The 25,209-nt window shown below is 55.0% G+C and carries 22 protein-coding genes, 1 tRNA gene and 1 pseudogene; 17 read left to right on the forward strand and 7 right to left on the reverse strand.

Going from position 1 to position 25,209, the window contains the following annotated elements:
• Positions 1–177 precede the first annotated feature (177 nt).
• Positions 178–981 carry a 2,5-didehydrogluconate reductase DkgB gene (gene dkgB, locus B2Q93_RS09450; RefSeq protein WP_286932672.1) on the forward strand — a complete coding sequence of 268 codons (804 nt, stop codon included), beginning with the start codon at positions 178–180 and terminating at the stop codon, positions 979–981.
• A gap of 22 nt (positions 982–1,003) precedes the next feature.
• Here the strand turns inward: dkgB and yafC are convergent, their stop codons facing one another.
• Positions 1,004–1,909, reverse strand: coding sequence for a DNA-binding transcriptional regulator YafC (gene yafC / locus B2Q93_RS09455; protein ID WP_046886694.1), 906 nt, complete (start codon positions 1,907–1,909; stop codon positions 1,004–1,006).
• A gap of 103 nt (positions 1,910–2,012) precedes the next feature.
• Between yafC and B2Q93_RS09460 the strand changes: the two genes are divergently transcribed.
• From B2Q93_RS09460 to B2Q93_RS09470, 3 genes are all read left to right on the forward strand, one after another.
• Positions 2,013–3,203 carry an MFS transporter gene (locus B2Q93_RS09460; protein WP_286932674.1) on the forward strand — a complete coding sequence of 397 codons (1,191 nt, stop codon included), beginning with the start codon at positions 2,013–2,015 and terminating at the stop codon, positions 3,201–3,203.
• 197 nt (positions 3,204–3,400) lie between these two features.
• Positions 3,401–4,201 carry an endonuclease/exonuclease/phosphatase family protein gene (locus B2Q93_RS09465; protein ID WP_046886696.1) on the forward strand — a complete coding sequence of 267 codons (801 nt, stop codon included), beginning with the start codon at positions 3,401–3,403 and terminating at the stop codon, positions 4,199–4,201.
• 82 nt (positions 4,202–4,283) lie between these two features.
• A complete protein-coding gene (locus tag B2Q93_RS09470) occupies positions 4,284–5,054 on the forward strand; it encodes a class I SAM-dependent methyltransferase (RefSeq protein WP_286932676.1) in 771 nt (256 codons plus the stop codon).
• 52 nt (positions 5,055–5,106) lie between these two features.
• On the opposite strand, the gene mltD is transcribed toward B2Q93_RS09470, so the two are convergent.
• Together mltD and gloB are read right to left on the reverse strand one after the other, a co-directional pair.
• Positions 5,107–6,474: a murein transglycosylase D gene (gene mltD, locus B2Q93_RS09475; protein WP_286932677.1), complete on the reverse strand. Its 1,368-nt coding sequence runs from the start codon at positions 6,472–6,474 to the stop codon at positions 5,107–5,109.
• A 71-nt stretch (positions 6,475–6,545) separates the two neighbouring features.
• The gene (gene gloB / locus B2Q93_RS09480; protein WP_286932679.1) at positions 6,546–7,301 is read right to left on the reverse strand and encodes a hydroxyacylglutathione hydrolase; all 756 of its coding nucleotides are present in this window, start codon (positions 7,299–7,301) and stop codon (positions 6,546–6,548) included.
• Between the two features lie 32 nt (positions 7,302–7,333).
• Between gloB and B2Q93_RS09485 the strand changes: the two genes are divergently transcribed.
• A complete protein-coding gene (locus B2Q93_RS09485; RefSeq protein ID WP_046886700.1) occupies positions 7,334–8,050 on the forward strand; it encodes a class I SAM-dependent methyltransferase in 717 nt (238 codons plus the stop codon).
• Here B2Q93_RS09485 and rnhA read toward each other — a convergent pair.
• Positions 8,051–8,627: pseudogene (gene rnhA, locus B2Q93_RS09490) on the reverse strand (ribonuclease HI).
• Here rnhA and dnaQ point away from each other — a divergent pair.
• The 9 genes from dnaQ (at position 8,581) to B2Q93_RS09535 (ending at position 17,698) form a co-directional block, all read left to right on the forward strand.
• Positions 8,581–9,312 (forward strand): DNA polymerase III subunit epsilon, encoded by a 732-nt coding sequence (gene dnaQ, locus B2Q93_RS09495; RefSeq protein WP_040077050.1) that lies wholly within the window; start codon positions 8,581–8,583, stop codon positions 9,310–9,312. The pseudogene rnhA and the gene dnaQ overlap by 47 nt on opposite strands.
• A 130-nt stretch (positions 9,313–9,442) precedes the next feature.
• Positions 9,443–9,519: transfer RNA gene (locus B2Q93_RS09500), tRNA-Asp, on the forward strand.
• 401 nt (positions 9,520–9,920) lie between these two features.
• Positions 9,921–10,640 carry a FadR/GntR family transcriptional regulator gene (locus B2Q93_RS09505; RefSeq protein WP_040077049.1) on the forward strand — a complete coding sequence of 240 codons (720 nt, stop codon included), beginning with the start codon at positions 9,921–9,923 and terminating at the stop codon, positions 10,638–10,640.
• Positions 10,637–11,650: an ABC transporter ATP-binding protein gene (locus B2Q93_RS09510; protein ID WP_286932681.1), complete on the forward strand. Its 1,014-nt coding sequence runs from the start codon at positions 10,637–10,639 to the stop codon at positions 11,648–11,650. The genes B2Q93_RS09505 and B2Q93_RS09510 overlap by 4 nt, the downstream gene beginning before the upstream one ends.
• Positions 11,647–12,729, forward strand: coding sequence for an ABC transporter ATP-binding protein (locus B2Q93_RS09515; protein ID WP_046886703.1), 1,083 nt, complete (start codon positions 11,647–11,649; stop codon positions 12,727–12,729). The genes B2Q93_RS09510 and B2Q93_RS09515 overlap by 4 nt, the downstream gene beginning before the upstream one ends.
• A 2-nt stretch (positions 12,730–12,731) precedes the next feature.
• Complete coding sequence (locus tag B2Q93_RS09520; RefSeq protein ID WP_286932682.1) at positions 12,732–14,246, forward strand: ABC transporter substrate-binding protein; 1,515 nt, start codon at positions 12,732–12,734, stop codon at positions 14,244–14,246.
• 21 nt (positions 14,247–14,267) lie between these two features.
• Positions 14,268–15,209, forward strand: a complete 942-nt coding sequence (locus B2Q93_RS09525) for an ABC transporter permease (RefSeq protein WP_040077043.1) — start codon at positions 14,268–14,270, stop codon at positions 15,207–15,209.
• A gap of 2 nt (positions 15,210–15,211) precedes the next feature.
• Positions 15,212–16,087, forward strand: coding sequence for an ABC transporter permease (locus tag B2Q93_RS09530; RefSeq protein WP_212477124.1), 876 nt, complete (start codon positions 15,212–15,214; stop codon positions 16,085–16,087).
• 9 nt (positions 16,088–16,096) lie between these two features.
• Positions 16,097–17,698, forward strand: a complete 1,602-nt coding sequence (locus B2Q93_RS09535) for a gamma-glutamyltransferase family protein (RefSeq protein WP_212477335.1) — start codon at positions 16,097–16,099, stop codon at positions 17,696–17,698.
• Between the two features lie 77 nt (positions 17,699–17,775).
• Here B2Q93_RS09535 and B2Q93_RS09540 read toward each other — a convergent pair whose 3' ends face one another.
• Positions 17,776–18,546, reverse strand: coding sequence for an amidohydrolase (locus tag B2Q93_RS09540; RefSeq protein WP_286932686.1), 771 nt, complete (start codon positions 18,544–18,546; stop codon positions 17,776–17,778).
• Positions 18,547–18,654: 108 nt separating this feature from the next.
• The gene (fadE, locus tag B2Q93_RS09545; RefSeq protein WP_286932688.1) at positions 18,655–21,099 is read right to left on the reverse strand and encodes an acyl-CoA dehydrogenase FadE; all 2,445 of its coding nucleotides are present in this window, start codon (positions 21,097–21,099) and stop codon (positions 18,655–18,657) included.
• Between the two features lie 238 nt (positions 21,100–21,337).
• Between fadE and lpcA the strand changes: the two genes are divergently transcribed.
• Both lpcA and B2Q93_RS09555 read left to right on the forward strand, forming a co-directional pair.
• Positions 21,338–21,916, forward strand: coding sequence for a D-sedoheptulose 7-phosphate isomerase (lpcA, locus tag B2Q93_RS09550; RefSeq protein ID WP_040077038.1), 579 nt, complete (start codon positions 21,338–21,340; stop codon positions 21,914–21,916).
• Between the two features lie 46 nt (positions 21,917–21,962).
• A complete protein-coding gene (locus B2Q93_RS09555) occupies positions 21,963–22,730 on the forward strand; it encodes a class II glutamine amidotransferase (protein WP_286932690.1) in 768 nt (255 codons plus the stop codon).
• On the opposite strand, the gene dpaA is transcribed toward B2Q93_RS09555, so the two are convergent.
• Entirely contained in the window at positions 22,701–23,441 is a 741-nt protein-coding gene (dpaA, locus tag B2Q93_RS09560) for a peptidoglycan meso-diaminopimelic acid protein amidase (protein ID WP_040077036.1), read from the reverse strand. The two genes, B2Q93_RS09555 and dpaA, sit on opposite strands and share 30 nt — an antisense overlap.
• A gap of 423 nt (positions 23,442–23,864) precedes the next feature.
• Between dpaA and B2Q93_RS09565 the strand changes: the two genes are divergently transcribed.
• Positions 23,865–25,208 carry a Na(+)-translocating NADH-quinone reductase subunit A gene (locus B2Q93_RS09565; protein ID WP_046886729.1) on the forward strand — a complete coding sequence of 448 codons (1,344 nt, stop codon included), beginning with the start codon at positions 23,865–23,867 and terminating at the stop codon, positions 25,206–25,208.
• Position 25,209: the final 1 nt, after the last annotated feature.

The following is a 25,209-nucleotide window of genomic DNA, read 5'->3' on the forward strand; positions in this document are numbered from 1 at the left end:
CCGTCCGTTCCGCCACTTATTGAAAGCCCTGAGCAGATGCTCAGGGCTTTTTTTTCGTCCGCGCTATTATTATTGCTTGAACAGCAAAAATCCTCTGCGTTTCACGATCTTTTTCTGCATAACGACAGCAGCGATAATCTTCCTCACTTAATAACAAAATGATTTATGAGGAATGACATGACTATCCCTGCACTTGGTCTGGGCACTTTCCGTCTGAAAGACAACGTTGTTATCGCGTCGGTAAAAACTGCCCTTGAACTGGGCTATCGCACCATTGATACGGCGCAGATTTATGATAATGAAGCGGCCATTGGCCAGGCCATTGAAGAGAGCGGTATACCGCGTGACGCGCTTTTTATCACCACCAAAATCTGGACCGAGAATCTCAGCAAAGAAAAGCTGATCCCAAGCCTTAAAGAGAGTCTGAAGAAGTTGCGTACTGAGTACGTTGATTTGACCCTAATCCATTGGCCTTCGCCAAACGATGTGGTCTCTATCGAAACGTTCATGCAGGCACTGCTGGAAGCGAAAGAACAGGGTTTGACCCGCCAGATCGGCATCTCTAACTTCACCATTCCACTGATGGAAAAAGCCATTGCAGCCGTAGGCGCGGAGAATATTGCAACGAATCAGATTGAATTATCGCCCTATCTGCAGAATCGCAAAGTAGTGAGCTGGGCAAAAGAGCACGGTATCCATATCACCTCTTATATGACCCTGGCTTACGGTAAAGCGCTAAAAGATGACGTTATAGTTCGTATCGCCGACAAACATAATGCGACACCAGCTCAGATCATTCTGGCCTGGGCTTTAGGAGAAGGATTCGCGGTGATCCCTTCCTCGACTAAACGTGAGAATCTGGCGAGCAACCTGTTGGCGCAGGATCTCAAGTTGGATGACGAAGATAGAAAAGCGATCGCGGCGCTAGAGTGCAACGATCGTCTGGTGAGTCCGGAAGGATTAGCGCCAGACTGGGATTAATGTTTTCTGGCTCTCTGAACCCTTACTCAGCTCCTTCGGGAGCTGTTTTTATACGTTCACTCAGAAAATCAATGAAGGCGCGGATCCGCGTGCTTACCGCTCTGTCGCTGTAGTACACGGCACTGAAAGGCATCTCAACGGGCAGACGTTTATCTGCCATCAACTCTACCAGCTCGCCTCGGGCTATTTCTTTATCAATCATGTAGTCAGACAGACAAGCGATTCCATTTCCCTCCAGACAGAGCTGTTTTAGCGTCTCTCCGCTGTTGGAAGACAATCCACACTCAATTTCATGTAGCTGCCCGTCATGGCAGGCTAGCGGCCACGTATTAAGGGACAAAGGCTCGGTAAAACCCAGGCACATATGTTGTTTGAGATCGTTCACCGTTGCGGGTTCGCCAAATTCTTTAAGATAGGCCGGAGAAGCAATAATCTTACGATAACTTTTAAACAGAGGGCGAGCGCGGAGGCTGGAGTCGGTTAATGTACCCGCTCTAATGGCGACATCAACCTTTCTTTCAATAAGATTAATGAATGTCTCTGAGGAGACCAGCGAAAGCGTCATTTCAGGATAACGTTCACGGAAAGGTTTGATTAGCGGCATCAGGAAATGCAGTACGACCGGCGTGGCGGCATCAATGCGTAATAACCCGCGCGGTGTGTTACGGCTCTCGATGATCTCGGTTTCTGCCGCTGCCATCTCCTGCAGTATGGACTGCACCCGGCGGAAATAGCGCTCTCCCTCTTCCGTCAGGCTGAGTTGCCGCGTCGTGCGGTTTAACAAGCTGACGCCAAGCTTCATCTCAAGCTTCTTCACTGACCGACTCACTGCTGAGTTGGCTTGCCCAAGCTGCTCCGCAGCACGACTAAAGCTTCCGCTTTCGACCACGGCGACAAAGATTGCCAGCTCTTCTGAGGTTGCTTTCATTGTTGCTATTTCCGCAAAATTATATTGATACTTTGACCATTTTTGTTATTTAAGCACTAACGCATACTACGTGTCATCTTAATCCTGATGAGACGGAGTTATTATGCCACTGGCATTACTTGCCCTGACGATCAGTGCCTTTGCAATTGGCACGACCGAATTTGTTATCGTAGGTTTAGTCCCTACCATCGCCGAACAACTTGCTATTTCGCTGCCTTCAGCGGGGTTGTTGGTTTCCATCTATGCGCTCGGCGTCGCTATCGGCGCGCCAGTCCTGACCGCGCTCACAAGCCGTTTGCCGAGAAAGCAGTTGCTCATAAGGCTGATGGTACTTTTCACCGCCGGGAACATGCTTGCCTGGCAGGCGCCAGATTATACGACGCTGGTGATTGCGCGCCTGCTTACCGGCCTGGCTCATGGGGTGTTCTTCTCGATTGGTTCAACCATAGCGACAAGCTTAGTGCCGAAAGAGAAAGCCGCATCGGCTATTGCCATTATGTTTGGCGGATTAACGGTCGCGCTGGTAACGGGAGTACCGCTGGGGACCTTTATTGGGCAGCACTTCGGCTGGCGTGAGACGTTTCTTGCGGTCTCTTTACTGGGCGTCATTGCGTTAGTGAGCAGTGTGTTATTGATCCCATCAAATATTCCGGGTCGTACAGCGGCGACACTGCGTGAGCAACTGCAAGTGCTCACACACCCGCGACTGTTGATCATTTATGTCATTACCGCCCTCGGTTATGGTGGCGTGTTTACGGCGTTTACCTTCCTAACACCTATGATGCAGAACCTGGCTGGCTTTTCCCCCAGCGCAGTGAGCTGGATCCTGCTGGGCTATGGTGTCTCTGTCGCGATAGGCAATATTTGGGGCGGTAAACTTGCGGATAAACAGGGTGCAGTGCCGGCATTGAAGATTATTTTTGCAGCCCTGGTGATATTACTGATGGTGTTCCAGTTTACTGCGTCGATTCAATATGCCGCGCTGGCAACCGTACTGGTCATGGGGATTTTTGCCTTTGGTAATGTTCCGGGCCTGCAGGTCTATGTCGTGCAGAAAGCGGAGCAGTATGCCCCGAACGCGGTAGATGTGGCATCTGGCCTGAATATCGCGGCATTCAATATTGGTATCGCACTGGGGTCGATAGTTGGCGGACAAACGGTACAGCATGCTGGGTTGGCGCAAACGCCATGGATAGGTTCCCTTATTGTTCTGGCTGCATTGGTGCTGGTTGGCATCAGCGGCCGTCTGGATAAGACCGACAGCCCCGTTCTGAAAAATGCGTCTGAAGGCTAGTCAATCATTTGATCCTTTTGGTTTAGCGAAGTGATAGTCCTGATGAAGCATCAGGACTATCAACGGTTATGCGGCAGCTTTCATAAACCCATTAAATGTTTCTCACCCATTGCATTGAAAGTGTGACCTGAAAACCTTATAACAATAGTACCCGCCCGTTTTTTGGGCGGTCCATGAGACTGAGGCCGTTTTCAACAGTGCGAAAGAATACCTATGCCATGCGCTATGTAGCCGGACAGCCAGCGGAGAGAATTTTACCTCCGGGCTCGTTTGCGACTATCGGCCAGGCATTGCCAGCCGGTGCGCCGTTAAGCAGCGACGAAAAAATTCGCGTGCTGGTGTGGAACATTTTTAAGCAGCAACGCGCCGAATGGTTATCTGTTCTGAAGAACTTCGGCAAGGATGCGCATCTGGTGTTACTGCAGGAGGCGCAAACGACCCCTGAGCTGGTCAGATTCGCTACCACAAACTATCTGGCTGCCGATCAGGTTCCGGCCTTTGTCCTGCCGCAGCATCCCTCCGGCGTGATGACGCTCTCTGCTGCACACCCGGTTTACTGTTGCCCGCTTCGCGAGCGAGAGCCTATTTTGCGGCTGGCCAAATCGGCACTGGTCACGGTCTACCCATTGCCTGACACCCGTTTACTGATGGTCGTAAACATACACGCCGTGAATTTCAGTCTGGGCGTCGATGTCTACAGTAAGCAGTTACTCCCAATAGGCGATCAAATTGCTCACCATAGCGGGCCGATTATCATGGCCGGGGATTTCAATGCCTGGAGCCGCCCGCGGATGAATGCGCTGTATCGCTTTGCCCGTGAAATGTCACTGCGCGAAGTGCGTTTTACCGATGATCAGCGCCGCAAAGCGTTCGGTCGTCCTCTCGATTTCGTCTTCTATCGTGGTTTGAACGTGCACGAAGCCTCTGTACTGGTTACGCGCGCTTCCGACCATAATCCTCTACTAGTTGAATTCAGTCCCGGCAAACCTGAGAAGTAATGGTTCGTCAGGTCTGCCGTGGGGCAGACCTGTGCTGGTGAGGTGCTGCCCTTTCTTTTTTCTAACAACAAAGGACAGTACGATGACAACACAATCCCATCATGACAACGTAGAAAAACAGTTCGGTTCACAGGCAAGCGCTTATCTGACAAGTGCAGTACACGCGTCGGGACGCGATTTAGTGCGTCTGGGCGAGCGTCTCGCCTCATTTCCAGACGCCCAGGTACTGGATTTAGGCTGTGGGGCAGGGCACGCCAGCTTTATTGCCGCCGGGCAGGTTGCAGGGGTGACCGCATATGACTTATCCAGCCAGATGCTCGATGTGGTTAACGTGGCAGCAAAGGAAAAAGGGCTGACCAATGTGACTACCCGACAAGGGTATGCAGAATCATTGCCGTTTGCAGAGGGGAGCTTCGACGTGGTGATCAGCCGCTATTCAGCCCACCACTGGCATGACGTCGGACAGGCGTTGCGCGAGATTAAGCGGGTACTGAAACCTGGCGGTATTTTCATCATTATGGACGTGATGGCGCCAGGCCACCCGGTACGTGATATTTGGTTACAGACCGTCGAAGCGCTGCGCGATACCTCGCACGTACGTAACTACAGTAGCGGCGAATGGTTAACGTGGATGACCGAAGCGGGATTAATAGCTCGCACGATGGTGACCGATCGCTTACCGCTGGAGTTCAGCTCCTGGATCGCCAGAATGCGCACGCCAGAAGCATTGAGCCAGGCGATTCGACTCTATCAGCAGAGCGCATCCGCTGAAGTGAAAGCGTACTTCGAACTGGAAAGTGACGGCTCTTTTACCAGCGATACCCTGTTTGCTGAGGCGCAAAAGGCCAGCTAAATAAAAAAAGGCACCGAGGGGAATCGGTGCCTTTTTCTTTCTGCGCCTGTTATCAGGAGTCTGGCGTTGCGTTGTTTTTTACAAACAACGTCAACTGGTCGCCTGGCTGCAGGTTGTCAGTATCATCATTCCAGCGCATCACATCTTTGATATTTACGCCGTGCGTTTTCGCGATACTGGAGAGCGAATCACCTTTGCGAACACGATAGGTAATGCTATCGCTGTTGCGGGCAAGACGCTGCGCGCTAGTACCCGCGCCAACGGTCAGGTTCTGACCTATCTTCAGGTTTGAACCACGCAGATTGTTCCACTGCTGCAAATCTTTGCTGCTCACGCCGAGTCGTGAAGCGATGCCCGAAAGCGTATCGCCTGAACGAACCTTATAGCTACGGCTGCTGACCGGTGAGTTATCGGCGAGCAGGGTTGACTGCACCGCAGCGATTTCACCAGACGCCAGCGAATTACGTAACTGTTCTGCATGCTTCTGCGGAACCAGTACGTATTTCGGACCACTGTTACCTAACGTCGAACCCTTCACGCCAGCGTTAAAGGCTTTCAGTTTCGTCACCGAGATGCCCGCCATATCGGCAACCTGCTTAAGTTCTACAGGATTGCTCAGACGCACTCTCGCCAGTGCCCGACTCTCGTCGGAAGTCGGTAACTGCACCCCATAACGTTTGCTGTTTTTGAGAATATCGCTCAAAGCCAGCATTTTTGGGACATACAGTTTGGTTTCCCGTGGCAGTGGAAGCGACCAAAAGTCCGTGGGTTTGCCACGCGCTTTATTCGCTTTCATTGCCTTCAGTACACGACCTTCACCGCTGTTGTAAGCCGCGACAGTTAGCAGCCAGTCACCATCAAACATCTTGTTCAGACGCTGCATCATATCGAGAGCGGCCGTAGTTGAGGCGACCACATCACGACGCGCATCGTAGCTGCGAGTCTGTTTTAAACCATAATTGCGCCCTGTGCTCGGTATGATCTGCCAAATACCTGCGGCATTGGCACCAGACGTTGCGTGTGGGTCAAAAGCGCTCTCCACTATGGGTAGGAGTACCAGCTCCATCGGCATGTTACGTTTCTTAACTTGCCCGGCTATCCAGTACATATACGGCTCTGCCCGTAAAGTTACATCGTGGAGATAGCTCTTATTTCTTAAATACTTCTGTTTCTGTTCGCGTATCCGGCTGTTTTCCGGAATTCCCATCTTTAGCTCGTCGCCAATAGAGGCCCACAAGTCCTGTTCCTGCGCAAATGACGTCCCATCGTCCATCCATCGCGCCGAACTTGTAAACTTCCCTGCTTCCCCTTGACCAGCTGCAGAAAGGCTCTGTGCGTGCTGTTGTACGTTGCCAGTGTTCTGAGACGCCTGGCAACCCACAAGCAGGACAGAGGCGAGTAAAATCGCTTTTGCCTTCATGTGTGTGTCAATAGTTGCTTAAAAGACGAGCGATGATAACGACCAATTTTTGAAAAGGCAACCCGCAATTGTTAAAAGTTGTCTTTCTTAGCCCTCAACCATGCGAAACAGGCCTCAGGGTGTTGCACAGTTGTTTCTTTGTTGATTTTATCAATTAAAACAGGATCATCCGTTCGTAGAAAAACATTAACTTTACGTTCATTTTTCAGAATAACAGGGAGTGTTTTTTGGTTTTTTGCACGTAACTCATTAACTTTATGGTAGTAATCGTTTATCGCTTGATCCTCAGGCAGAACGTGTCGGGCAAACTTCATATTTGCTAATGTATATTCATGCGCACAACAAATTAACGTCTCGTCAGGAAGCGCATTTATTTTTTGGAATGATTGATACATCTGGGCTGGTGTACCTTCAAAAAGTCTTCCGCAGCCGCCAGAGAACATCGTGTCACCGCAAAAAATATAAGGGAAACTGAAGAAAGAAACATGTCCCAAAGTGTGACCTGGTGTAGCAATTACGGAAAACTCCGACCTTAGTATGAGGATCTTATCGCCATCTTCTACTAAGCGTGTCGTACCCTTATCTTGCGTTTCAGCGGGGCCATATACCACAAGATGCGGGAATTTAGCGCGCAGCGCCGTCACGCCGCCCACATGGTCATGATGATGATGCGTTAACAGAATGGCGTCAGGCTGCCACTGGTTCTCCTCAATCGCCTGCAGAACTGGCGCGGCTTCACCGGGATCAACGATCACACAATGGTTTGTATCATCGGTCAAAACCCAGATGTAGTTGTCCTGAAACGCGGGAATACTGATAAGATTCATTTATTACCTCTGACTACGTAGCGGGTGTGTTGATGAAACCGGCAAGGATACCTCAGACAGTCTCACCACCGGAGCGATGGGCCGATTTGCCCTGGGGTGAATACTACCGCGAAGCGCTCGAGCAGCAACTCAAACCCTGGTTTGCAAAAATGTATGGTTTTCACCTGCTTAAGATTGGCAATTTAAGCGCGGAAATCAACTCGGAATGCTGTGCTATTTCGCACCAGGTGAATGTCTCTCTGGCTGGTCAGCCGCTACAAGTCAAAGCCAATCCATTGCACCTGCCTTTTGCCGAAAAGTCTGTCGATGCTTGTCTGCTGGCGCATACCTTACCCTGGTGTGGCGATCCTCACCGTCTTCTGCGGGAAGCCGATCGGGTGCTTATCGATGATGGCTGGCTGATTTTAAGCAGTTTCAACCCGATGAGTCTGATGGGGCTGCGCAAGCTGGTGCCCGTATTGCGTCGCACACCGCCCTATAACAGCCGCATGTTTACGATGATGCGCCAGCTGGACTGGCTCTCATTACTCAACTTTGAAGTGATGTATCACAGCGGTTTCCAGGTTTTACCCTGGACGCGGCGGGGAGGGAAGTTGCTTAGCACGCATTTCCCGGCGCTGGGCTGCATGCAGGTCATTGTGGCGCGCAAGCGGACTATCCCGCTCACGCTTAATCCGATGAAACAGAGCAAAAGCAAAACGCCGCTGCGTCAGGCCGTGGGTGCCACCCGGCAATACCGGAAGCCTTGATCACGCCTCCGGCTGATAACCCACATCTTCATGAACCGGATTCATTGCCGCTGCCCGCGCCAGCTCATCACAGCGTTCGTTCTCTGGATGTCCCGCATGGCCTTTAACCCACTCCCAGGTAATCTGGTGCTGGCTTAGTGCGGTATCAAGACGTTTCCACAGATCGACGTTCTTAACGGGTTTTTTATCTGCTGTCTTCCAGCCGCGTTTTTTCCAGTTATGGATCCACTGGGTGATCCCCTGGCGCACATACTGGCTGTCGGTGCTGAGCACCACATCGCAATGCTCTTTTAAGGCCTCCAGCGCCACGATAGCCGCCATCATCTCCATGCGGTTATTGGTGGTGAGCCGGTAGCCTTCACTGAAAGTTTTTTCATGCTCGCGATACCGGAGAATCGCGCCATAGCCGCCAGGGCCGGGATTGCCAAGGCAAGATCCATCGGTGAAAATTTCTACCTGTTTACGCATCTCTGGTAGACTTCCTGTTTTGAAACGATCGGTAAACGACAAGTCTGACATAAATGACCGCTATGAGCACTGCAATTACACGACAGATCGTCCTCGATACTGAAACCACCGGTATGAACCAAATCGGGGCGCACTATGAAGGCCACAAGATAATCGAGATCGGGGCGGTCGAGGTCATCAACCGTCGTCTTACCGGCAACAATTTCCATGTCTACCTCAAGCCAGACCGGCTGGTTGATCCTGAAGCCTTTGGCGTTCACGGTATCGCCGATGAGTTTCTGCTCGATAAGCCCACTTTTGCTGACGTCGCCGACGACTTTCTTGAATACATCACCGGCGCGGAGCTGATCATTCATAACGCATCGTTCGATATCGGCTTTATGGACTATGAGTTCAGTAAGCTTAATCGCGGCATTCCTAAAACGGATACCTTCTGTAAGGTGACCGACAGCCTGGCGCTGGCAAGAAGAATGTTCCCGGGCAAGCGTAACAGCCTGGATGCGTTGTGCTCGCGCTACGAAATCGATAACACCAAGCGAACGCTGCACGGCGCACTGCTCGATGCCCAAATCCTGGCCGATGTCTGGCTAACGATGACCGGTGGTCAAACGCTGTTAAAGTTTGGCAGTGATAATGACGCACAGCAGCAGCAAAACGAAGGCGGCATTCAGCGTCTTGTTCGTCAGGCGAGCAATCTGCGGGTTATACGGGCAGGTGATGAGGAGCTGGTAAATCACGAATCACGTCTCGATCTGGTGCAAAAGAAGGGTGGGAGCTGCCTATGGCGGGCATAAAACCTGCTTTTTTGCTGTTAATATCATCGGGTGGGCGATTTTTGCAGCAAACGATTAAAAACAAGAGAAAAAGCATTGACGGGTTCTGAGGCAGACCGTAATATTCGCCTCGTTCCCAAGGGAACAACGCGGAGCGGTAGTTCAGTCGGTTAGAATACCTGCCTGTCACGCAGGGGGTCGCGGGTTCGAGTCCCGTCCGTTCCGCCACATTCAGAAGGCCTGAATCAGAAATGATTCAGGCCTTCGTCGTTTCTACTCTGTCTGTCCTTTCTATCCCCTCTCTTTCTTATCTCACCATTCCTTTTTGTTAACATTTAATTAATTTAAATGGTGCAATTTATTAACAATTGCAGCTTTTTGGTGCAATATTTGCACTGTTATTGTGCATTTTATCGTCCAGGTGCTTTTTATTCGTTTCTCGATGTAACATTTCTGTAAAGAAATAACCCTTTTTTTATCATCATCTTATCTGAGCGATCCCAGAAATTTCCTGAACCAATGCGTAATTGGTTCGTTAATTGCTTAATCATTAAGGCAATAAGTAAAAATCTATATCAATAACTTATTGTTAATAAAAATAAAGTAATGATGAAAGCAGGCGAACCAATATGGAAAAAACGTCCGGATTTCTGGCAAATTCCAGTACCGCGCTTGAGCAACTGCGCGGGCTTATCAACCAGCATGAGTCAACACCAGGCATTCCGCTGCCCACTGAACGTGAGCTGTCGGAAAAACTCGGCGTAGGGCGACGGGAAGTTCGTCGTGCGCTGGATGTGCTGGAAGAGGAAGGGCGTATCTGGCGCAAGCAGGGCAAGGGCACGTTTATTGGCCCCGCTGCACCCGTTGAACCCTTAGCCTTGCAGGGGCTGGTTCAGCAGACCAATTTGCTGGAGGTCATGGAAGCCCGTCTGCAGCTCGAACCCGGCTTAGCCCGTCTTGCGGCACTGCGTGCCACCAGGGAAAACCTCGCGCTGATGCAGCGCATGCTTGAACGTATCGACAAGGTCAGCCCGGACGACCGCGATCTGAATGAACTGTGGGACAGCGCCTTTCACCGCGCCATCGCCGAAGCCGCAGGTAATCGCCTGATGCTTGGCCTCTTTGACGCCATCGATGCCGTCAGACGTGATCCTGCCTGGCAGCATCTGCGTGAAATGGCGCGTACGCCGGAGCGCGTCGACGTTTATAACGACCATCACCACAAAATCATCACGGCGATCATTCATCGCCAGCCCAACGAAGCTGCTGCCGCTATGCGCGAGCATCTGCTGAGTCTGCAAACCGCCCTGATCCAGGCGATCAACCTTGAGGATGCTCCCCTGCTATGACGACAATCCCTTTTAAGGAGACCGCGCCAGTTCTGCGTCTGCATAATCTCAACGTCAAGTTCGCTGGCTCGCCGGTCAGCGTACTGGACGGTATTTCACTCAGCGTTAAAGCGGGGAAAACCCTGGCGCTGGTGGGTGAATCAGGCTGCGGAAAGAGCATTACGTCGCTGGCGCTAATGGGGCTGCTCCCCTCAAGCGCGCAAATTGTTAGCGGTGAGATGCAGTTTCGACGCCATGATCTGCGCCAACTCTCGGCGCGTGAATACGCCGACCTGCGCGGCAGCGAAATGGCGATGATCTTCCAGGAGCCGATGACCTCGCTCAACCCGGCCTTTACCCTGGGCGATCAGCTTAGCGAGGCGGTCATGCGTCATCAGAAGGTTTCTAAGTCTGATGCGATGGCCGTTGCACGGCAGATTCTCGAAAAGGTGCAGATCCCGGCGGCAGAAATGCGCCTGAAATCGTATCCGCATCAGCTCTCGGGTGGCATGCGCCAGCGCGTGATGATTGCGATGGCGTTGATCAACCATCCGCGTCTGCTGATTGCCGATGAACCAACGACCGCGCTGGACGTGACTATTCAGGCCCAGATCCTGACGCTGCTAAACACCCTTAAAGACGAGACCGGCACCGCCGTGCTGATGATCACCCACGATCTTGGCGTGGTGGCGGAGGTCGCGCAGCAGGTGGCCGTAATGTATGCCGGACAGGTGGTCGAGCAGGGGAGCGTTGAGGCGATTTTTGCCGACCCGCAACACCCGTATACCATCGGACTGATGGGCTCTATCCCTTCGATGGGGGCCCGCAAAGGCCAGCTCTCGACCATTCCTGGTGCGGTACCTTTGCCCCAATCCATGCCTGTGGGCTGTCGTTTCGCCACGCGCTGTCCGTTTGCGCAGACTCGCTGCCATAACGAAAAACCGCAGCTCAGTACGCAGGGTGCGGGCCATCAGGTTGCCTGTTTCCGCGTACCGCTTGAGCAGCACATCGCCCTGGGAGAAATTGCATGACCACACCCATTCTGGAAGCTCGCGATCTGAGCAAACTCTTCCCCGGGCCGAAAAAGCTCTTTGCCCCACAGCGCTTTGTCACCGCGGTGGATCGGGTCTCGCTCTCGGTTATGCCTGGCGAAACGCTGGCGATAGTCGGCGAGTCGGGCTCGGGTAAATCGACCCTGGGCCGTCTATTGCTGCGTCTGCTGGCGGCGAGTGAAGGGCGCGTTTTTTATCAGGGCGAGGAGATCACCCATGCTTCGGGTTCCCGTCTGAACCAGCTGCGTCGTGAGTTGCAAATTATCTTTCAGGATCCCTTTGCCTCGCTAAACCCGCGCATGACGGTGGAGCAGATCGTCGGTGAGCCGCTGTGGCTGCATCAGGATATGAAAAAAGCCGATCGTCAACACCGGGTGGTGGAGCTATTAAAAACCGTTGGATTACCGGCCGCCTGGGCGGAGCGCTATCCCCACGAGTTTTCCGGTGGGCAGCGTCAACGTATCGGGATCGCACGCGCACTGGCCTCCGGGCCAAAGCTGCTGCTGGGGGATGAGCCTGTCTCGGCGCTGGATGTCTCGGTTCAGGCGCAGGTGGTCAACCTGCTGGAAAGTCTAAAACATCAGCTGGGTCTGACCATGGTTATCGTGGCGCACGGCCTGGCGGTGATCCGCCACATGAGCGACCGCGTAGCCGTCATGTACCTCGGGCAGATCGTCGAGCTGGCGACGGTAGATGAAATTTTTGACGCGCCGCTGCACCCCTATACCCAGGCGTTGATTGCCTCTGCTCCGCAGATGCAGCCGGGTGCCCAGCGCGATACCCCCTTGCTACAGGGCGATTTGCCGAATCCGGCGGATCCCCCCAGCGGGTGTCGTTTCCACACTCGCTGTCCTTACGTCACGGATGAATGCCGCCAGGTAGAGCCGATCGATCAGGTTCTGGAAGGTGGACGTCAGGTGGCCTGCCACCGCTGGCAGGAGATCAACCGCGATCGCAGTGTTATTCAGATAGCACCGCCATCGGCAGCCTTTTTGCGACGCCGCGCGCTGTTCGAACACGCGGCAACCCACTCCTCTCTTCCAGCCAGGAACTCATGATAATGACAATGCGAAATTCTCTTTTGACCGTACTGGGAAGTGTTATGTTGCTGGGCGCGGCGCTGCCTGCGCAGTCTGAAACCGTGCTGCGCATCGGCCTCGGTGCCGATCCCGATATGCTCGATCCTCACCTGGCGCGCACCTATTATGGCCGCTTTATCTTTGCCTCGCTGTGCGACAGGCTGGTGGACGTGGACGAGCACCTGAAAGTGGTGCCAGGGCTGGCAAAAGACTGGACATGGAGCGAAGACGGTAAAACCCTGACCATGAATCTGCGCGAGGGGGTCACCTTCCACGATGGCGAAAAGTTTGATGCGGCTGCGGCGAAATATAACCTCGATCGCGCCCTCACGCTGAAAGGTTCTCTGCGTAAAAGCGAAATCTCCTCCATCGAATCGGTGGAGGTAAAAAGCCCAACCCAGATTGCTATCCACCTGAAGACCCCGGACGCGGCGCTGCTGATGCAGCTTACCGACCGTGCCGGCGCAATGATGGCGCCGCAAGCCGCGGCGAAACCCGACTTCGCCGCGCATCCGGTCTGCTCTGGCCCCTATAAATTTGACAGCCGCGTCTCGCAGGATCGCATCGTGCTGAGCCGTTTCGATAATTACTGGAACAAAGAGGCCTACCACTTCGACAAAATCATTTATCTGCCGATCCCGGATGCGTCGGTGCGTCTGGCGAACCTGCGCGCGGGCGATCTGGATCTCACGGAAGGCGTGGCCGCAAGCGATGTCAAAACCGTTGAGGCCGACAGCAAACTGGCGCTGGCGAAGGTCACTGGCCTCGGCTACCAGGGCATCACCTTTAATATCAATAACGGCAAGGTGTCGAAAAACGATCCGTTCCAGGATGCTCGCGTGCGTGAAGCCTTCTCACAGGCGATTGACCGCGATGCGCTGAACCAGGTGGTGTTTGAAGGACTCTATACGCCAGCAAACCAGGCGTTCTCGCCGGTCAGTCCTTACCATGTGAAGGTGCCGGTGCCGCCGCGCGACGTTGAAAAAGCCAAAGCGCTGCTGAAAGCCGCGGGTGTGACCACGCCGCTGAACGTCAATCTGCTGGTGCCGAATAACCCCACCTCGCAGCAGGTAGGCCAGGTATTGCAGGCGATGGTGGCGGAAGCGGGCTTTAACCTCAATCTGCAAATGACCGAGTTCGCCACGTTACTGGATCGCCAGCAGAGCGGCGATTATCAGCTGAGCTTCTCCGGCTGGTCAGGCCGTCCTGATCCCGATGGCAGCATTTATGGCTTCATCAACAGCAAGGGCAACCTCAACGATGGGCGCTACAGCAACGCGCAGGTAGACGAGTGGCTCGCGCAGGCACGTCTGAGTAACGACCCGGCAGTACGCCAGCCGCTCTACAACAACGTCGTGAAGCAGCTGCAAACCGATATGCCGATCGCCTACCTCTACTTCGAACCGCGTATTTTCGGTCTGAATAAGAACGTACAGGGGTTCAAGCCCTATCCGGACGGTATCGTGCGTCTGGCGGGCCTGTCGCTGGCCAAATAACTGAGGGCGTGAGGAGAAACCATGCTGGAACTGATTTGCAAACGCCTGCTGCTGGCCATCCCGACCTTGCTGCTTGTGAGCATGATGGTCTTCGGGCTGCAAAAGTTGCTGCCCGGCGACCCGCTGATTGCGATGGCGGGAGAGGAGCGTGACCCGGCGGTCATCGCTCAACTGCGCGCGGAGTTAAACCTCGACGCACCGCTACCGGTGCAGTATTACGACTGGCTGACCCGCGCGCTGCAGGGCGACCTCGGTGTCTCCTTACGTACCCATGAACCGGTTACCACGCTGATTGCCAGCAAGTTGCCGGTAACTCTTGAGCTGTCGCTGCTGGCGATGATCATCGCGCTGGTGTTTGGCATCAGCATGGGGATCCTTGCCGCGGTGAATAAAAATAGCTGGGTGGATCATGGGGCTAACTTCGTGGCGATCTCCGGGATCTCGATACCGCACTTCTGGCTGGGGATCCTGCTGATTCTGGTCTTCTCGGTCAATCTGCAGTGGCTTCCCGCCTCAGGCTATGTGCCGTTTAGCGAAGATCCCCTGCAGAACCTGCGCACGCTGCTGCTGCCTGCGTCGGTGCTGGGTACCGGTCTGGCGGCGACGCTCATGCGCCATACCCGAGCCTCGATGATCGCGGTATTGAAGGCAGATTATATCCGTACCGCGCGGGCCAAAGGGCTGCTGCCCAACGCGGTGATCCTCAAGCACGCATTCCGCAACGCGCTGGTGCCGGTGATCACCCTTACCACGCTGTTGTTTGGCGAGTTGCTGGGCGGGGCGGTCCTGACCGAACAGGTCTTCACTATTCCAGGCTTCGGCAAAATGATCGTCGATTCTGTCTTTAACCGCGACTACGCGGTAGTGCAGGGCGTGGTGCTAATTGTGGCTATCGGCTTCCTGATGCTGAACCTGCTGGCGGACGTCCTCTACGTGCTTATCAACCCGAAAATGCGAGGTTAATTATGGCGGAACTGACTACTCAATCCGTTGCGGCCGTCACCCCCCGCGCGCAGAACCGGGTGCTGAAAAAATTTCTCGCCAACAAAAGTGCGGTAATAGGGGCCGTGGTTGTGGGGATCTTTGTCCTGATTGCGCTGCTGGCACCCTGGATTGCCCCGTTCGATCCGGTGAAAGCGAACTTCCTCGCGGTCCGTAAGCCGCCGTCGGAGCTGTTCTGGTTTGGCTCCGACGAACTGGGGCGCGACATTCTGTCACGCATCATCTGGGGCGCGCGTACCTCGCTGATGGCGGGCTGTGTCTCGGTGGTGATTGCGGTGGTTATCGGCGTCCCGCTGGGGCTGGTGGCGGGCTACTTCCAGGGGATCTGGGATGGCGTCATCTCCCGTTTTATCGAGGCGCTGCTGGCCTGCCCGTTCCTGATCATGGCTATCGCGCTGGGGGCGTTTTTAGGCCCGAGCCTGACCAACGCCATGATCGCCATCGGTCTTTCGGCGATGCCGATTTTTGCTCGCCTGACGCGTGGCCAGGTGATCGCTATTCGCAACGAAGAGTACATCGACGGCGCGCGGGCGATCGGTCTGCCGGACCGTTGGATCATCATCAAATACGTGCTGCCAAACGTGATGTCGCCGATTCTGGTGCAGGCCACGCTGGCGATTGCTTCAGCGATTATTGCCGAAGCCAGCCTTTCGTTTTTGGGGTTGGGCCAACAGCCGCCAAACCCCTCCTGGGGCTCGATGTTGAATACGGCAAAAGGTTTTCTTGAACAGGCGCCCTGGATGTCTGTTTTCCCCGGGATCGCCATATTCCTGGCGGTGCAGGGCTTTAATTTACTCGGTGACGGCCTGCGCGATGCGCTCGACCCGCGCCACGACTAAGGAGTCATGATGACCAAAGCGCTTGATTTTACGACCGGTTACGATTCTCGCCGTCCGCCCATGATGGGACATAACGCGGTGGCTACGTCACAGCCGCTGGCGGCGCAGGCAGGTATGCGTATGCTGCAACTGGGTGGTAATGCGGTCGATGCCGCGGTCGCCACCGCCATGGCGCTGACCGTGGTGGAGCCAACGGGTTGCGGCATCGGCAGCGATGCCTTCGCCATCATCTGGGATGGCGAAAAGCTGCATGGTCTGAACGCCTCCGGGCGCTCGCCGGCCAGCTGGCATGCGGATCTCTTTGCCGGGAAAACCGCCATGCCCGAGCTGGGCTGGGATGCAGTAACCGTGCCTGGCGCGGTCTCCGGCTGGGTGGCTCTGGCAGAGCGTTTCGGCACGCTTCCCCTCACCACGCTGGCACAGCCTGCCATTGAATATGCGCGGAATGGCTTCCCGGTATCGCCGCTGATTGGCCATCTCTGGCAGCGCGGTTACAACAAACTAAAAGATCAGCCCGGCTTTAGCGCCTGCTTCGCGCCGGAAGGCCGCGCGCCGCGGGTGGGTGAGATCTTCCGCAATCCGGCGCAGGCCGCGTCGCTGGAGCTGATTGCCAAAACCAATGGCGAGGCCTTTTACCGGGGCGAGCTGGCAGAGAAAATTGCCGCCTTTGCAACCGAGCATGGCGCACACCTGACGAAAGACGATCTTGCCAACCATCGCGTGGATTGGGTGGAGCTGCTGTCACGTGATTTTGCCGGCGGTTCCGTTCAGGAGTTACCGCCTAACGGCCAGGGCATTGCGACGCTGATCGCGCTGGGTATTCTGGAGCAGTGCGGCATTGAAAAGCATCACCCGGACTCCGTGCAGTCGCTGCACCTCTCCATCGAGGCCATGAAGCTGGCACTGGCGGATCTTGACCGCTATGTGGCCGATGAAGCTCATATGGAATTTGCCGCCAAAGAGCTGCTGAGCGACCATTATCTGAAATCACGCGCCGCGCTAATCGACCCGGATAACGCCTCTGACTTTGTCTACGGTTCACCGACCCAGAGCGGCACGGTCTATCTTTCTACGGCCGACGCCAGCGGAATGATGGTCTCGTTCATCCAGTCTAACTTTATGGGCTTTGGCTCAGGCGTAGTAGTGCCAGATACCGGTATCAGCCTGCAAAACCGCGGTTGCGGCTTTGTGCTGGATCCTAAACACCCGAACACGCTGGCGGGCAGCAAGCGTCCGTTCCACACCATCATTCCTGGCTTTGCGATGGACGGCAACGGCAAACCGCTGATGTCCTTTGGCGTGATGGGCGGGCCGATGCAGGCGCAAGGGCATATGCAAATGGCGCTGCGAATTATGCTGCACGGCCAGAACCCGCAGGCCGCGATCGATGCGCCGCGCTGGCGCGTAGTGCAGGGCAGGGAGGTGATCGTCGAATCCACCTTCGATCGCAATACCATCGCCGCGCTGCGTGCGCGTGGGCATCAGATTGTGGTGGAGGATCCGCTGCAAGAGTACAACTTTGGCGGCGCACAGGTGATCTATCGCCTGCCGGAGGGGCACTATGTTGCCGCGACGGAGAGCCGCAAAGACGGGCAGGCGTTAGTGAGTTAATAACTGACCTTAGGGGGAGGGAACGGCATTGCACGGTTCCCTCGCCCCTTTGGAGAGAGGGTCAGGGTGAGGAGAACTCACTCAATACGAAACGGATCCGCATCCTGCCAGGCAGGGAACTTCTCCCGATACTCCTTTAACGCCGTCAGCGAGAGCTCAGCGTCAATGCGCGTCGCCTGATGTGGCTCGGCGGTGGCAATGAGCTCGCCCTGCGGGCTCACCACCCGGCTATCACCACGATAATGGTGACCATTGCCGTCGGTGCCTACCCGGTTACATCCCGCGACCCAGGCCTGGTTTTCAATGGCCCGCGCGGTCAGCAGAGCTTGCCAGTGCAGCGAGCGCGGAGCGGGCCAGTTGGCAACATACAGCGCAAGGTCATAATCGTCGCGGTTACGTGACCAGACCGGGAAGCGCAGGTCGTAACAGACCAGCGGCAGAATACGCCAGCCGCGCCACTCAAACACCACGCGCACATTACCCGCCTCGTAATGCTGATGCTCATCGGCCATTCTGAAGAGGTGGCGCTTGTCGTAGAAATGCACCTTACCTTCAGGCTCCACCAGCAGGAAGCGGTTCACCGGGCCACGTTCAGTTTGCAGGGCAGCGCTGCCTGCGATCAACGCGTTGGCTTGCTGTGCCTTTGCCTGCATCCAGGCCACGACCTCTTCCTGTGCCAGCGATTTTGTCGCGGCTTCCATGGCAAAGCCGGTAGTAAACATCTCCGGCAACACAATGATATCGCGACCGGAAATCGCCTCCAGCTGACGATCAAAATGACGCAGGTTGGCAGGGCCATCCATCCAGACTAAGGGGTGTTGTAACAGCGTAATTTTCAAACCAGGCACAGTTAAGACTCCTCACAGGACCGCATCAAAACACTGTAGCACGAGGCCCGGCGAAATGGGGGCAATAAAAAACCCCGCACGGGGCGGGGTTTGTCGGTCCGATTTGGCTTACGCCGCTTCAGGCTTGCGGACCTTCTCCGGCAGCTTTACCGGCTGGGTCGCCAGCTCTTCAGCATCGAAATCATCAACGTTGATACTGCGCAGACGACTCTCTTCCGCTTTCACCAGCACAGCCGCTTCATCCGGGGTGATGATCCCACCCGCCATCGCCTGCTGAGCCAGTTCATCCAGACGGGTAAACGGCAGGTTTTTGCCCAGCTGTTTACAGATTTTCTGGTGAATCGGGTCGGCCGCCATGACATCCAGCAGCGCCTGTTCCAGCAGACCGACCGGATTATGCTCCGTCGGGGCCAGATACTGACCGCGGCCGATACGGGAGCGGGTTGCGCTCGGTATTTGCAGGATCTTCGCCACTTTATGATCCAGCTTATCGCTCGGTGCCAGGTAGTGACGTCCGGTCGGGAAGATCACCACGCGCAGGGCACCGGCCACAAAGCGGTTCGGGAAGTTCGCCAGCAGATCATCAATGGCCTGTTCTGCCTGATAAAGCGCATCCTGTACGCCCCAGTGCACCAGCGGCAGATCCGCTTCATGACGGCCTTCATCGTCGTAGCGTTTCAGTACCGCCGAGGCGAGGAAGATCTGGCTCAGCACATCGCCCAGACGGGCTGAGATGCGTTCACGACGCTTCAGGCTTCCGCCCAGCACGGCCATGGAGACGTCCGAGAGCAGCGCCAGGTTAGCACTCAAGCGGTTAAGGTGCTGGTAGTAACGTTTAGTGGCATCGCCGGTTGGGGTGGCACTGGTGAGACCGCGCGTCAGACCCAGCCAGAAGCTACGCATTTCGTTGCTTCCCACGTGACCAATATGTTTAAAGAAGAGCTTATCGAACGCGTCGAGATCGTTGTTCTGCGCCGCCGCCATCTCTTCCAGCACATAAGGATGGCAACGAATCGCCCCCTGGCCGAAGATCATCATGCTACGGGTCAGAATGTTTGCCCCTTCTACGGTGATGGCAATAGGCGCACCCTGATAGCCTCGCGCCAGGAAGTTGCCTTCGCCGAGCATAATGCCTTTACCGCCTGCGATATCCATCGCATCAATAATCGACTGCTGCGCACGGTGGGTACAGTGATACTTCACAATCGCCGACAGCACCGCCGGTTTTTCGCCGAGCATGATGCCGTAGGTAATTAATGATGCCGCGGCGTCCATCACGTAGGCATTGCCTGCGATACGCGCCAGAGGCTCTTCGATCCCTTCCATCTTGCCGATGGCAATTTTGAACTGACGGCGGATATGCGCATAAGCACCAATCCCCATCGCCACCGATTTCAGGCCACCGGTAGAGTTCGACGGCAGGGTAATACCACGCCCGACCGACAGACACTCCACCAGCATACGCCAGCCCTGACCGGCCATTTTCGGACCGCCAATAATGTAATCAATCGGGACAAAGATATCCTGTCCGCGCGTCGGCCCGTTCTGGAACGGCACGTTCAGCGGGAAGTGGCGGCGGCCAATTTCAACGCCAGGCGTTGAGGTCGGGATCAGCGCACAGGTAATGCCCAGCTCTTCATCATCGCCCAGCAGTTTGTCCGGGTCAGAGAGTTTAAAGGCCAGCCCCAGCACGGTGGCGATAGGTGCCAGCGTGATGTAGCGCTTGTTCCAGGTCAGGCGCATACCCAGCACCTGCTCACCCTGCCACTCACCCATGCAGACCACGCCGGTATCCGGAATGGCGCCCGCATCGGAGCCCGCTTCCGGACTGGTCAATGCGAAGCAAGGGATCTCCTGGCCACGGGCCAGTCGCGGCAGATAGTGATTTTTCTGCTCTTCCGTACCGTAATGTTGCAGCAGCTCACCCGGGCCTAATGAGTTAGGTACCCCGACGGTGATCGCCAGGATGCCCGAAACCCCGGCCAACTTTTGCAGCACGCGGGCTTGCGCGTAAGCCGAGAACTCCAGGCCGCCGTACTCTTTTTTGATGATCATCGCGAAGAAGCGATGTTCTTTCAGATATGCCCAAAGCTCAGGCGGTAAATCGGCCATCTCATGGGTGATAGCAAAGTCGTTTGCCATGCGGCACGCTTCTTCTACCGGGCCATCGATAAAGGCCTGCTCTTCTGCGGTCAGACGCGGCTGAGGATAGTTGTGCAGTTTTTTCCAGTCCGGCTTGCCCTGGAAGAGGTCACCTTCCCACCAGGTGGTGCCAGCGTCGATTGCCTCTTTCTCTGTACGGGACATCGGCGGCATCACTTTACGGAAACCGCGGAATACCGGGGCAGAGATCATCGACTTACGCATCGACGGTAAATTGAACGGCAACAGGATGATGGCCAGCGGCAGTACCATCCAGATATTCCACAGGCCAGCTAATCCCAGCGCTGCGGTCCAGGCCAGCAAAATCAGGCTGCTCAGCAGCAAATTGACGCGGTGATAAAAGAGCGCACCGATCAGAACAACGGTTGCGATAAGACTCAAAATCATCATAAAGAAAAGCTCCCTTGCTTGTAGGAGGTCTGACCACTTGTGATGATATGGTTGTAGTGGATGTCACTTCTTTTAGCAATGTGTTTACAAAGTAATTACAACCTGGTTCACATTGTTCATGTTTTACCCGGCACAAAAAATCAAAACCGCCGACGAATCGTGTGGCTTTAGCTTCTCGCTTTTCGCGCTATCCGTTACACTCGCACTGTTATTTCATCAATACTGAAGGATTATCCTCATGTACCAGGATCTTATTCGTAACGAACTGAACGAAGCGGCGGAAACGCTGGCCAACTTTCTGAAAGATGAAGCCAATATCCACGCTATTCAGCGCGCGGCGGTCCTGCTTGCCGACAGCTTTAAAGACGGCGGTAAGGTGCTCTCTTGCGGCAACGGTGGCTCACATTGTGACGCCATGCACTTCGCCGAAGAGCTGACCGGTCGTTATCGTGAAAACCGTCCGGGCTACCCGGCGATTGCGATCTCCGACGTGAGCCACATCTCCTGCGTGAGCAACGACTTTGGTTACGACTATGTCTTCTCTCGCTATGTTGAAGCGGTGGGGCGTGAAGGGGATGTTCTGTTGGGCATTTCCACGTCTGGTAACTCCGGTAACATCATCAAAGCGATTGAAGCGGCCCGGGCGAAAGGGATGAAAGTCATCACCCTGACCGGTAAAGATGGCGGCAAAATGGCCGGCACGGCGGACATCGAGATCCGCGTACCTCACTTTGGCTATGCTGACCGCATCCAGGAAATTCACATTAAAGTGATTCATATCCTGATTCAGTTGATCGAAAAAGAGATGGTTAAGTAAATCTTCGCCGGGGGCATCATTGTCCCCGCTGTTGTGGAGGTCATGTATGTGCGAACTGCTCGGGATGAGCGCCAATGTGCCAACCGATATCTGCTTTAGTTTTACCGGGCTGGTGCAGCGCGGAGGAGGGACCGGGCCGCATAAAGACGGCTGGGGTATTACCTTCTATGAAGGCAAAGGCTGTCGCACCTTCAAGGATCCACAACCCAGCTTTAACTCACCTATAGCCCGTCTGGTGCAGGATTATCCGATAAAATCCTGCTCAGTGATTGCCCACATTCGCCAGGCAAATCGCGGCGAAGTGGCGCTGGAAAATACCCACCCCTTTACCCGCGAGCTCTGGGGACGTAACTGGACTTACGCGCATAACGGGCAACTGTCGGGCTATAAATCGCTGGAAACCGGCAACTTCCGCCCGGTGGGCGAAACCGACAGCGAAAAGGCTTTTTGCTGGTTGTTGCACAAACTGACCGAGCGCTACCCGCGCACGCCAGGCAATATGACCGCGGTATTCAAATACATCGCCTCGCTGGCCACCGAGCTACGTGAGAAAGGGGTATTTAATATGCTGCTGTCGGACGGGCGTTACGTCATGGCGTTTTGCTCTACCAACCTCTTCTGGATCACCCGTCGGGCGCCGTTCGGTGTGGCAAAGCTGCTGGATCAGGATGTGGAAATTGATTTTCAGACCGAGACCACACCCAACGATGTGGTCACGGTGATCGCCACTCAGCCGCTGACGGGCAATGAGTCCTGGCAAAAGATCATGCCAGGAGAGTGGGTCTTATTTTGCCTCGGGGACCGCGTAATTTGACGCCAGCTGTGGATGAACCACTTCGTGGCTAAGCGGCTTGCTGACCACATAGCGGCCATCCACGACTGATACGGTCGGCGGCTTACGCGTTTGCTGGAAGTAGTCATAACCCGGTTTGAGCTGTTTCCAGAAATCGGCGTAATAAGAGTATTTATGACGCTGCATATTGGCATCGGTCATGCGGAACGGATAGATACTCACCTGAACGCCAGGCTGGCCAAACACCAGTGCGCCGGTCACAAACTGGAAGATCTCATCAATTCCGCTGTCGGTCATGGCGTAGCAGCCAACTGAGACGCAGGCACCGTGGATCATCAGGTATTTGCCGTCATAACCATGCGCACGGTCGTACTGATTCGGGAAGCCGATATTGATCGCTTTATAGAAGCGGCTATCGGGTTTGAGCTGGCTGCGCTGCACGGTATAGAACCCTTCCGGACTCTTAAAATCGCCCTGGCGCTGTTTCGGGCCTAGTCCGCCGGAATAGTTACAGATTTTGTAGCTGTCGAGCAGCTGATACGTCTCACCCATCTTCACGTAAAGATCGAGCGTCCGCTCCTCTTTAAAGATCTGGATATAGACAGGGGACCCCATCAACTGTTGCTTATACTCTTTGCTGACCGGCGTTGTCGAGCTATCGCTGCTGAGCAGCCCGGCAAATGACACGCACGGAATCAGAAGCATCGCAATGAACAATGCGATTTTGCGCATACTACATGTTCCTTGATAAAACTAAACCAACTTGCCAGGACGGCAAAAGAGACCCGAAATCAGATTTATCTGCATTTAGGAGCGCTCACATTAGCACCACTGGAGTTTTTCGCAAGATCCAGGGCGCGGGTTTACAAAATAGTTTTACGTTATATCCCATCTCGTCTGCGATGGCTGTGAGAACTTTGCGCATTAGCTCGCATTTTAGTGCCCGGCACGCCGCAATTCCTGCCGCCTGAACCCGGGAAATGGTACACTTCGGCAGCCTTAAGACCGAAGGATTAGAAAGGATGCTTTTCTCAGGAGTTGGCTCAACTCCGCCGCTTATCCGGGTGCCTCAACCCTCCCTTTCTTCCTGTGTATCGATTATTGACCCGTCTGGCTTGTTCGCCGGTCAGGTTGTTTATGGGTATTGCTAACACTATGATAAGAATCAAAAAAGGACTTGATTTGCCGATCTCCGGCATTCCAGTGCAGCAGATCTCTCCAGGCTCGCGCCCGCATCATGTCGCTGTTCTGGGGGATGACTACGTGGGGATGCGGCCTGCCATGCTGGTACAGGAGGGGGACAGCGTTGTAAAAGGACAGGCGCTGTTCGAAGATAAAAAGAACCCGGGCGTGCTCTTTACCGCCCCGGCCAGCGGCACCGTGGTGGCTATTCATCGCGGCGAGCGGCGTGTTCTGCAATCGGTGGTGATTCGCATTGAGGGCGACAGCCAGCGTGAGTTCGCCCACTACCCGCTCGCTGAGCTGCCAACGCTCAGTCGTTCGGCAGTGCAAGCGCAACTGTTGGCTTCTGGTCTCTGGACGGCGCTACGCACGCGTCCTTACAGTAAAACGCCGGTTCCCGATACGGTCCCGGCAGCCATTTTCGTGACCGCTATCGACACCCATCCCCTGAGCGCTGACCCGCAGCCGATTATTTTGGCCCAGCGTCAGGACTTTGATGCCGGGCTAACGGTACTGACGCGTCTGACCGACGGGCGGGTACATGTCTGCCAGGCCAGCGGCGGGAAGCTGGGCGGTCATGCACAGGGGCAAGTGACCTTTAATGCGTTTGCTGGCCCGCATCCGGCCGGGCTGGTAGGTACGCATATCCATTTCCTTGAGCCGGTGAGCCTGACAAAACAGGTCTGGCATCTCAATTATCAGGATGTCATCGCCATCGGTAAGCTCTTTACCACCGGGGTGCTCTCCAGTGAACGCGTGATCGCGCTTGGCGGCCCACAGCTGAAAACGCCGCGACTGGTGCGTACCGAACTGGGTGCCGATCTTAACGAACTGCTGGCCCAGGAGACCCTGGATGGGGAAAACCGTCACATCTCCGGTTCGGTGCTGAGCGGCAGGCATGCCACAGGTGCGCAGGCATACCTCGGGCGTTTTCATCTGCAGGTCAGCGTCGTGCTGGAAGGGCGTGAAAAAGAGCTTTTCGGTTGGGTGATGCCGGGCGCGGAGAAGCATTCCGTCACCCGCACCACCCTCGGCCATTTCCTGCGTAAAAAGCTGTTTAATTTCTCGACGTCCACCCATGGTGGCGAACGTGCCATGGTTCCCATCGGCAACTACGAGCGGGTAATGCCGCTCGATATTTTGCCCACTCTGCTCCTGCGCGATTTGCTGGCCGGTGATACCGACGGCGCACAGGCGCTGGGCTGCCTGGAGCTGGATGAAGAAGATCTGGCGCTCTGCACCTACGTTTGCCCAGGAAAATACGAATATGGACCGGTGTTGCGCGAGGTATTAACCCGCATTGAGCAGGAAGGATAAC

Origin of the sequence: Leclercia sp. UBA5958, assembly GCF_002430365.1 — a bacterium.
GTDB lineage: Bacteria > Pseudomonadota > Gammaproteobacteria > Enterobacterales > Enterobacteriaceae > Enterobacter > Enterobacter pneumoniae.

Coding starts and splice junctions, on each gene's coding strand:
- B2Q93_RS09505 (WP_040077049.1), top strand. CDS start 9,921: ATGGAAAAAACGTCCGGATTTCTGGCAAATTCCAGTACCGCGCTTGAG.
- B2Q93_RS09555 (WP_286932690.1), top strand. CDS start 21,963: ATGTGCGAACTGCTCGGGATGAGCGCCAATGTGCCAACCGATATCTGC.
- B2Q93_RS09535 (WP_212477335.1), top strand. CDS start 16,097: ATGACCAAAGCGCTTGATTTTACGACCGGTTACGATTCTCGCCGTCCG.
- fadE (WP_286932688.1), bottom strand. CDS start 21,099: ATGATGATTTTGAGTCTTATCGCAACCGTTGTTCTGATCGGTGCGCTC.
- B2Q93_RS09460 (WP_286932674.1), top strand. CDS start 2,013: ATGCCACTGGCATTACTTGCCCTGACGATCAGTGCCTTTGCAATTGGC.
- mltD (WP_286932677.1), bottom strand. CDS start 6,474: ATGAAGGCAAAAGCGATTTTACTCGCCTCTGTCCTGCTTGTGGGTTGC.
- yafC (WP_046886694.1), bottom strand. CDS start 1,909: ATGAAAGCAACCTCAGAAGAGCTGGCAATCTTTGTCGCCGTGGTCGAA.
- B2Q93_RS09470 (WP_286932676.1), top strand. CDS start 4,284: ATGACAACACAATCCCATCATGACAACGTAGAAAAACAGTTCGGTTCA.
- B2Q93_RS09510 (WP_286932681.1), top strand. CDS start 10,637: ATGACGACAATCCCTTTTAAGGAGACCGCGCCAGTTCTGCGTCTGCAT.
- B2Q93_RS09485 (WP_046886700.1), top strand. CDS start 7,334: ATGAAACCGGCAAGGATACCTCAGACAGTCTCACCACCGGAGCGATGG.
- B2Q93_RS09530 (WP_212477124.1), top strand. CDS start 15,212: ATGGCGGAACTGACTACTCAATCCGTTGCGGCCGTCACCCCCCGCGCG.
- lpcA (WP_040077038.1), top strand. CDS start 21,338: ATGTACCAGGATCTTATTCGTAACGAACTGAACGAAGCGGCGGAAACG.
- dkgB (WP_286932672.1), top strand. CDS start 178: ATGACTATCCCTGCACTTGGTCTGGGCACTTTCCGTCTGAAAGACAAC.
- B2Q93_RS09520 (WP_286932682.1), top strand. CDS start 12,732: ATGACAATGCGAAATTCTCTTTTGACCGTACTGGGAAGTGTTATGTTG.
- B2Q93_RS09525 (WP_040077043.1), top strand. CDS start 14,268: ATGCTGGAACTGATTTGCAAACGCCTGCTGCTGGCCATCCCGACCTTG.
- dnaQ (WP_040077050.1), top strand. CDS start 8,581: ATGAGCACTGCAATTACACGACAGATCGTCCTCGATACTGAAACCACC.
- gloB (WP_286932679.1), bottom strand. CDS start 7,301: ATGAATCTTATCAGTATTCCCGCGTTTCAGGACAACTACATCTGGGTT.
- B2Q93_RS09515 (WP_046886703.1), top strand. CDS start 11,647: ATGACCACACCCATTCTGGAAGCTCGCGATCTGAGCAAACTCTTCCCC.
- B2Q93_RS09565 (WP_046886729.1), top strand. CDS start 23,865: ATGATAAGAATCAAAAAAGGACTTGATTTGCCGATCTCCGGCATTCCA.
- dpaA (WP_040077036.1), bottom strand. CDS start 23,441: ATGCGCAAAATCGCATTGTTCATTGCGATGCTTCTGATTCCGTGCGTG.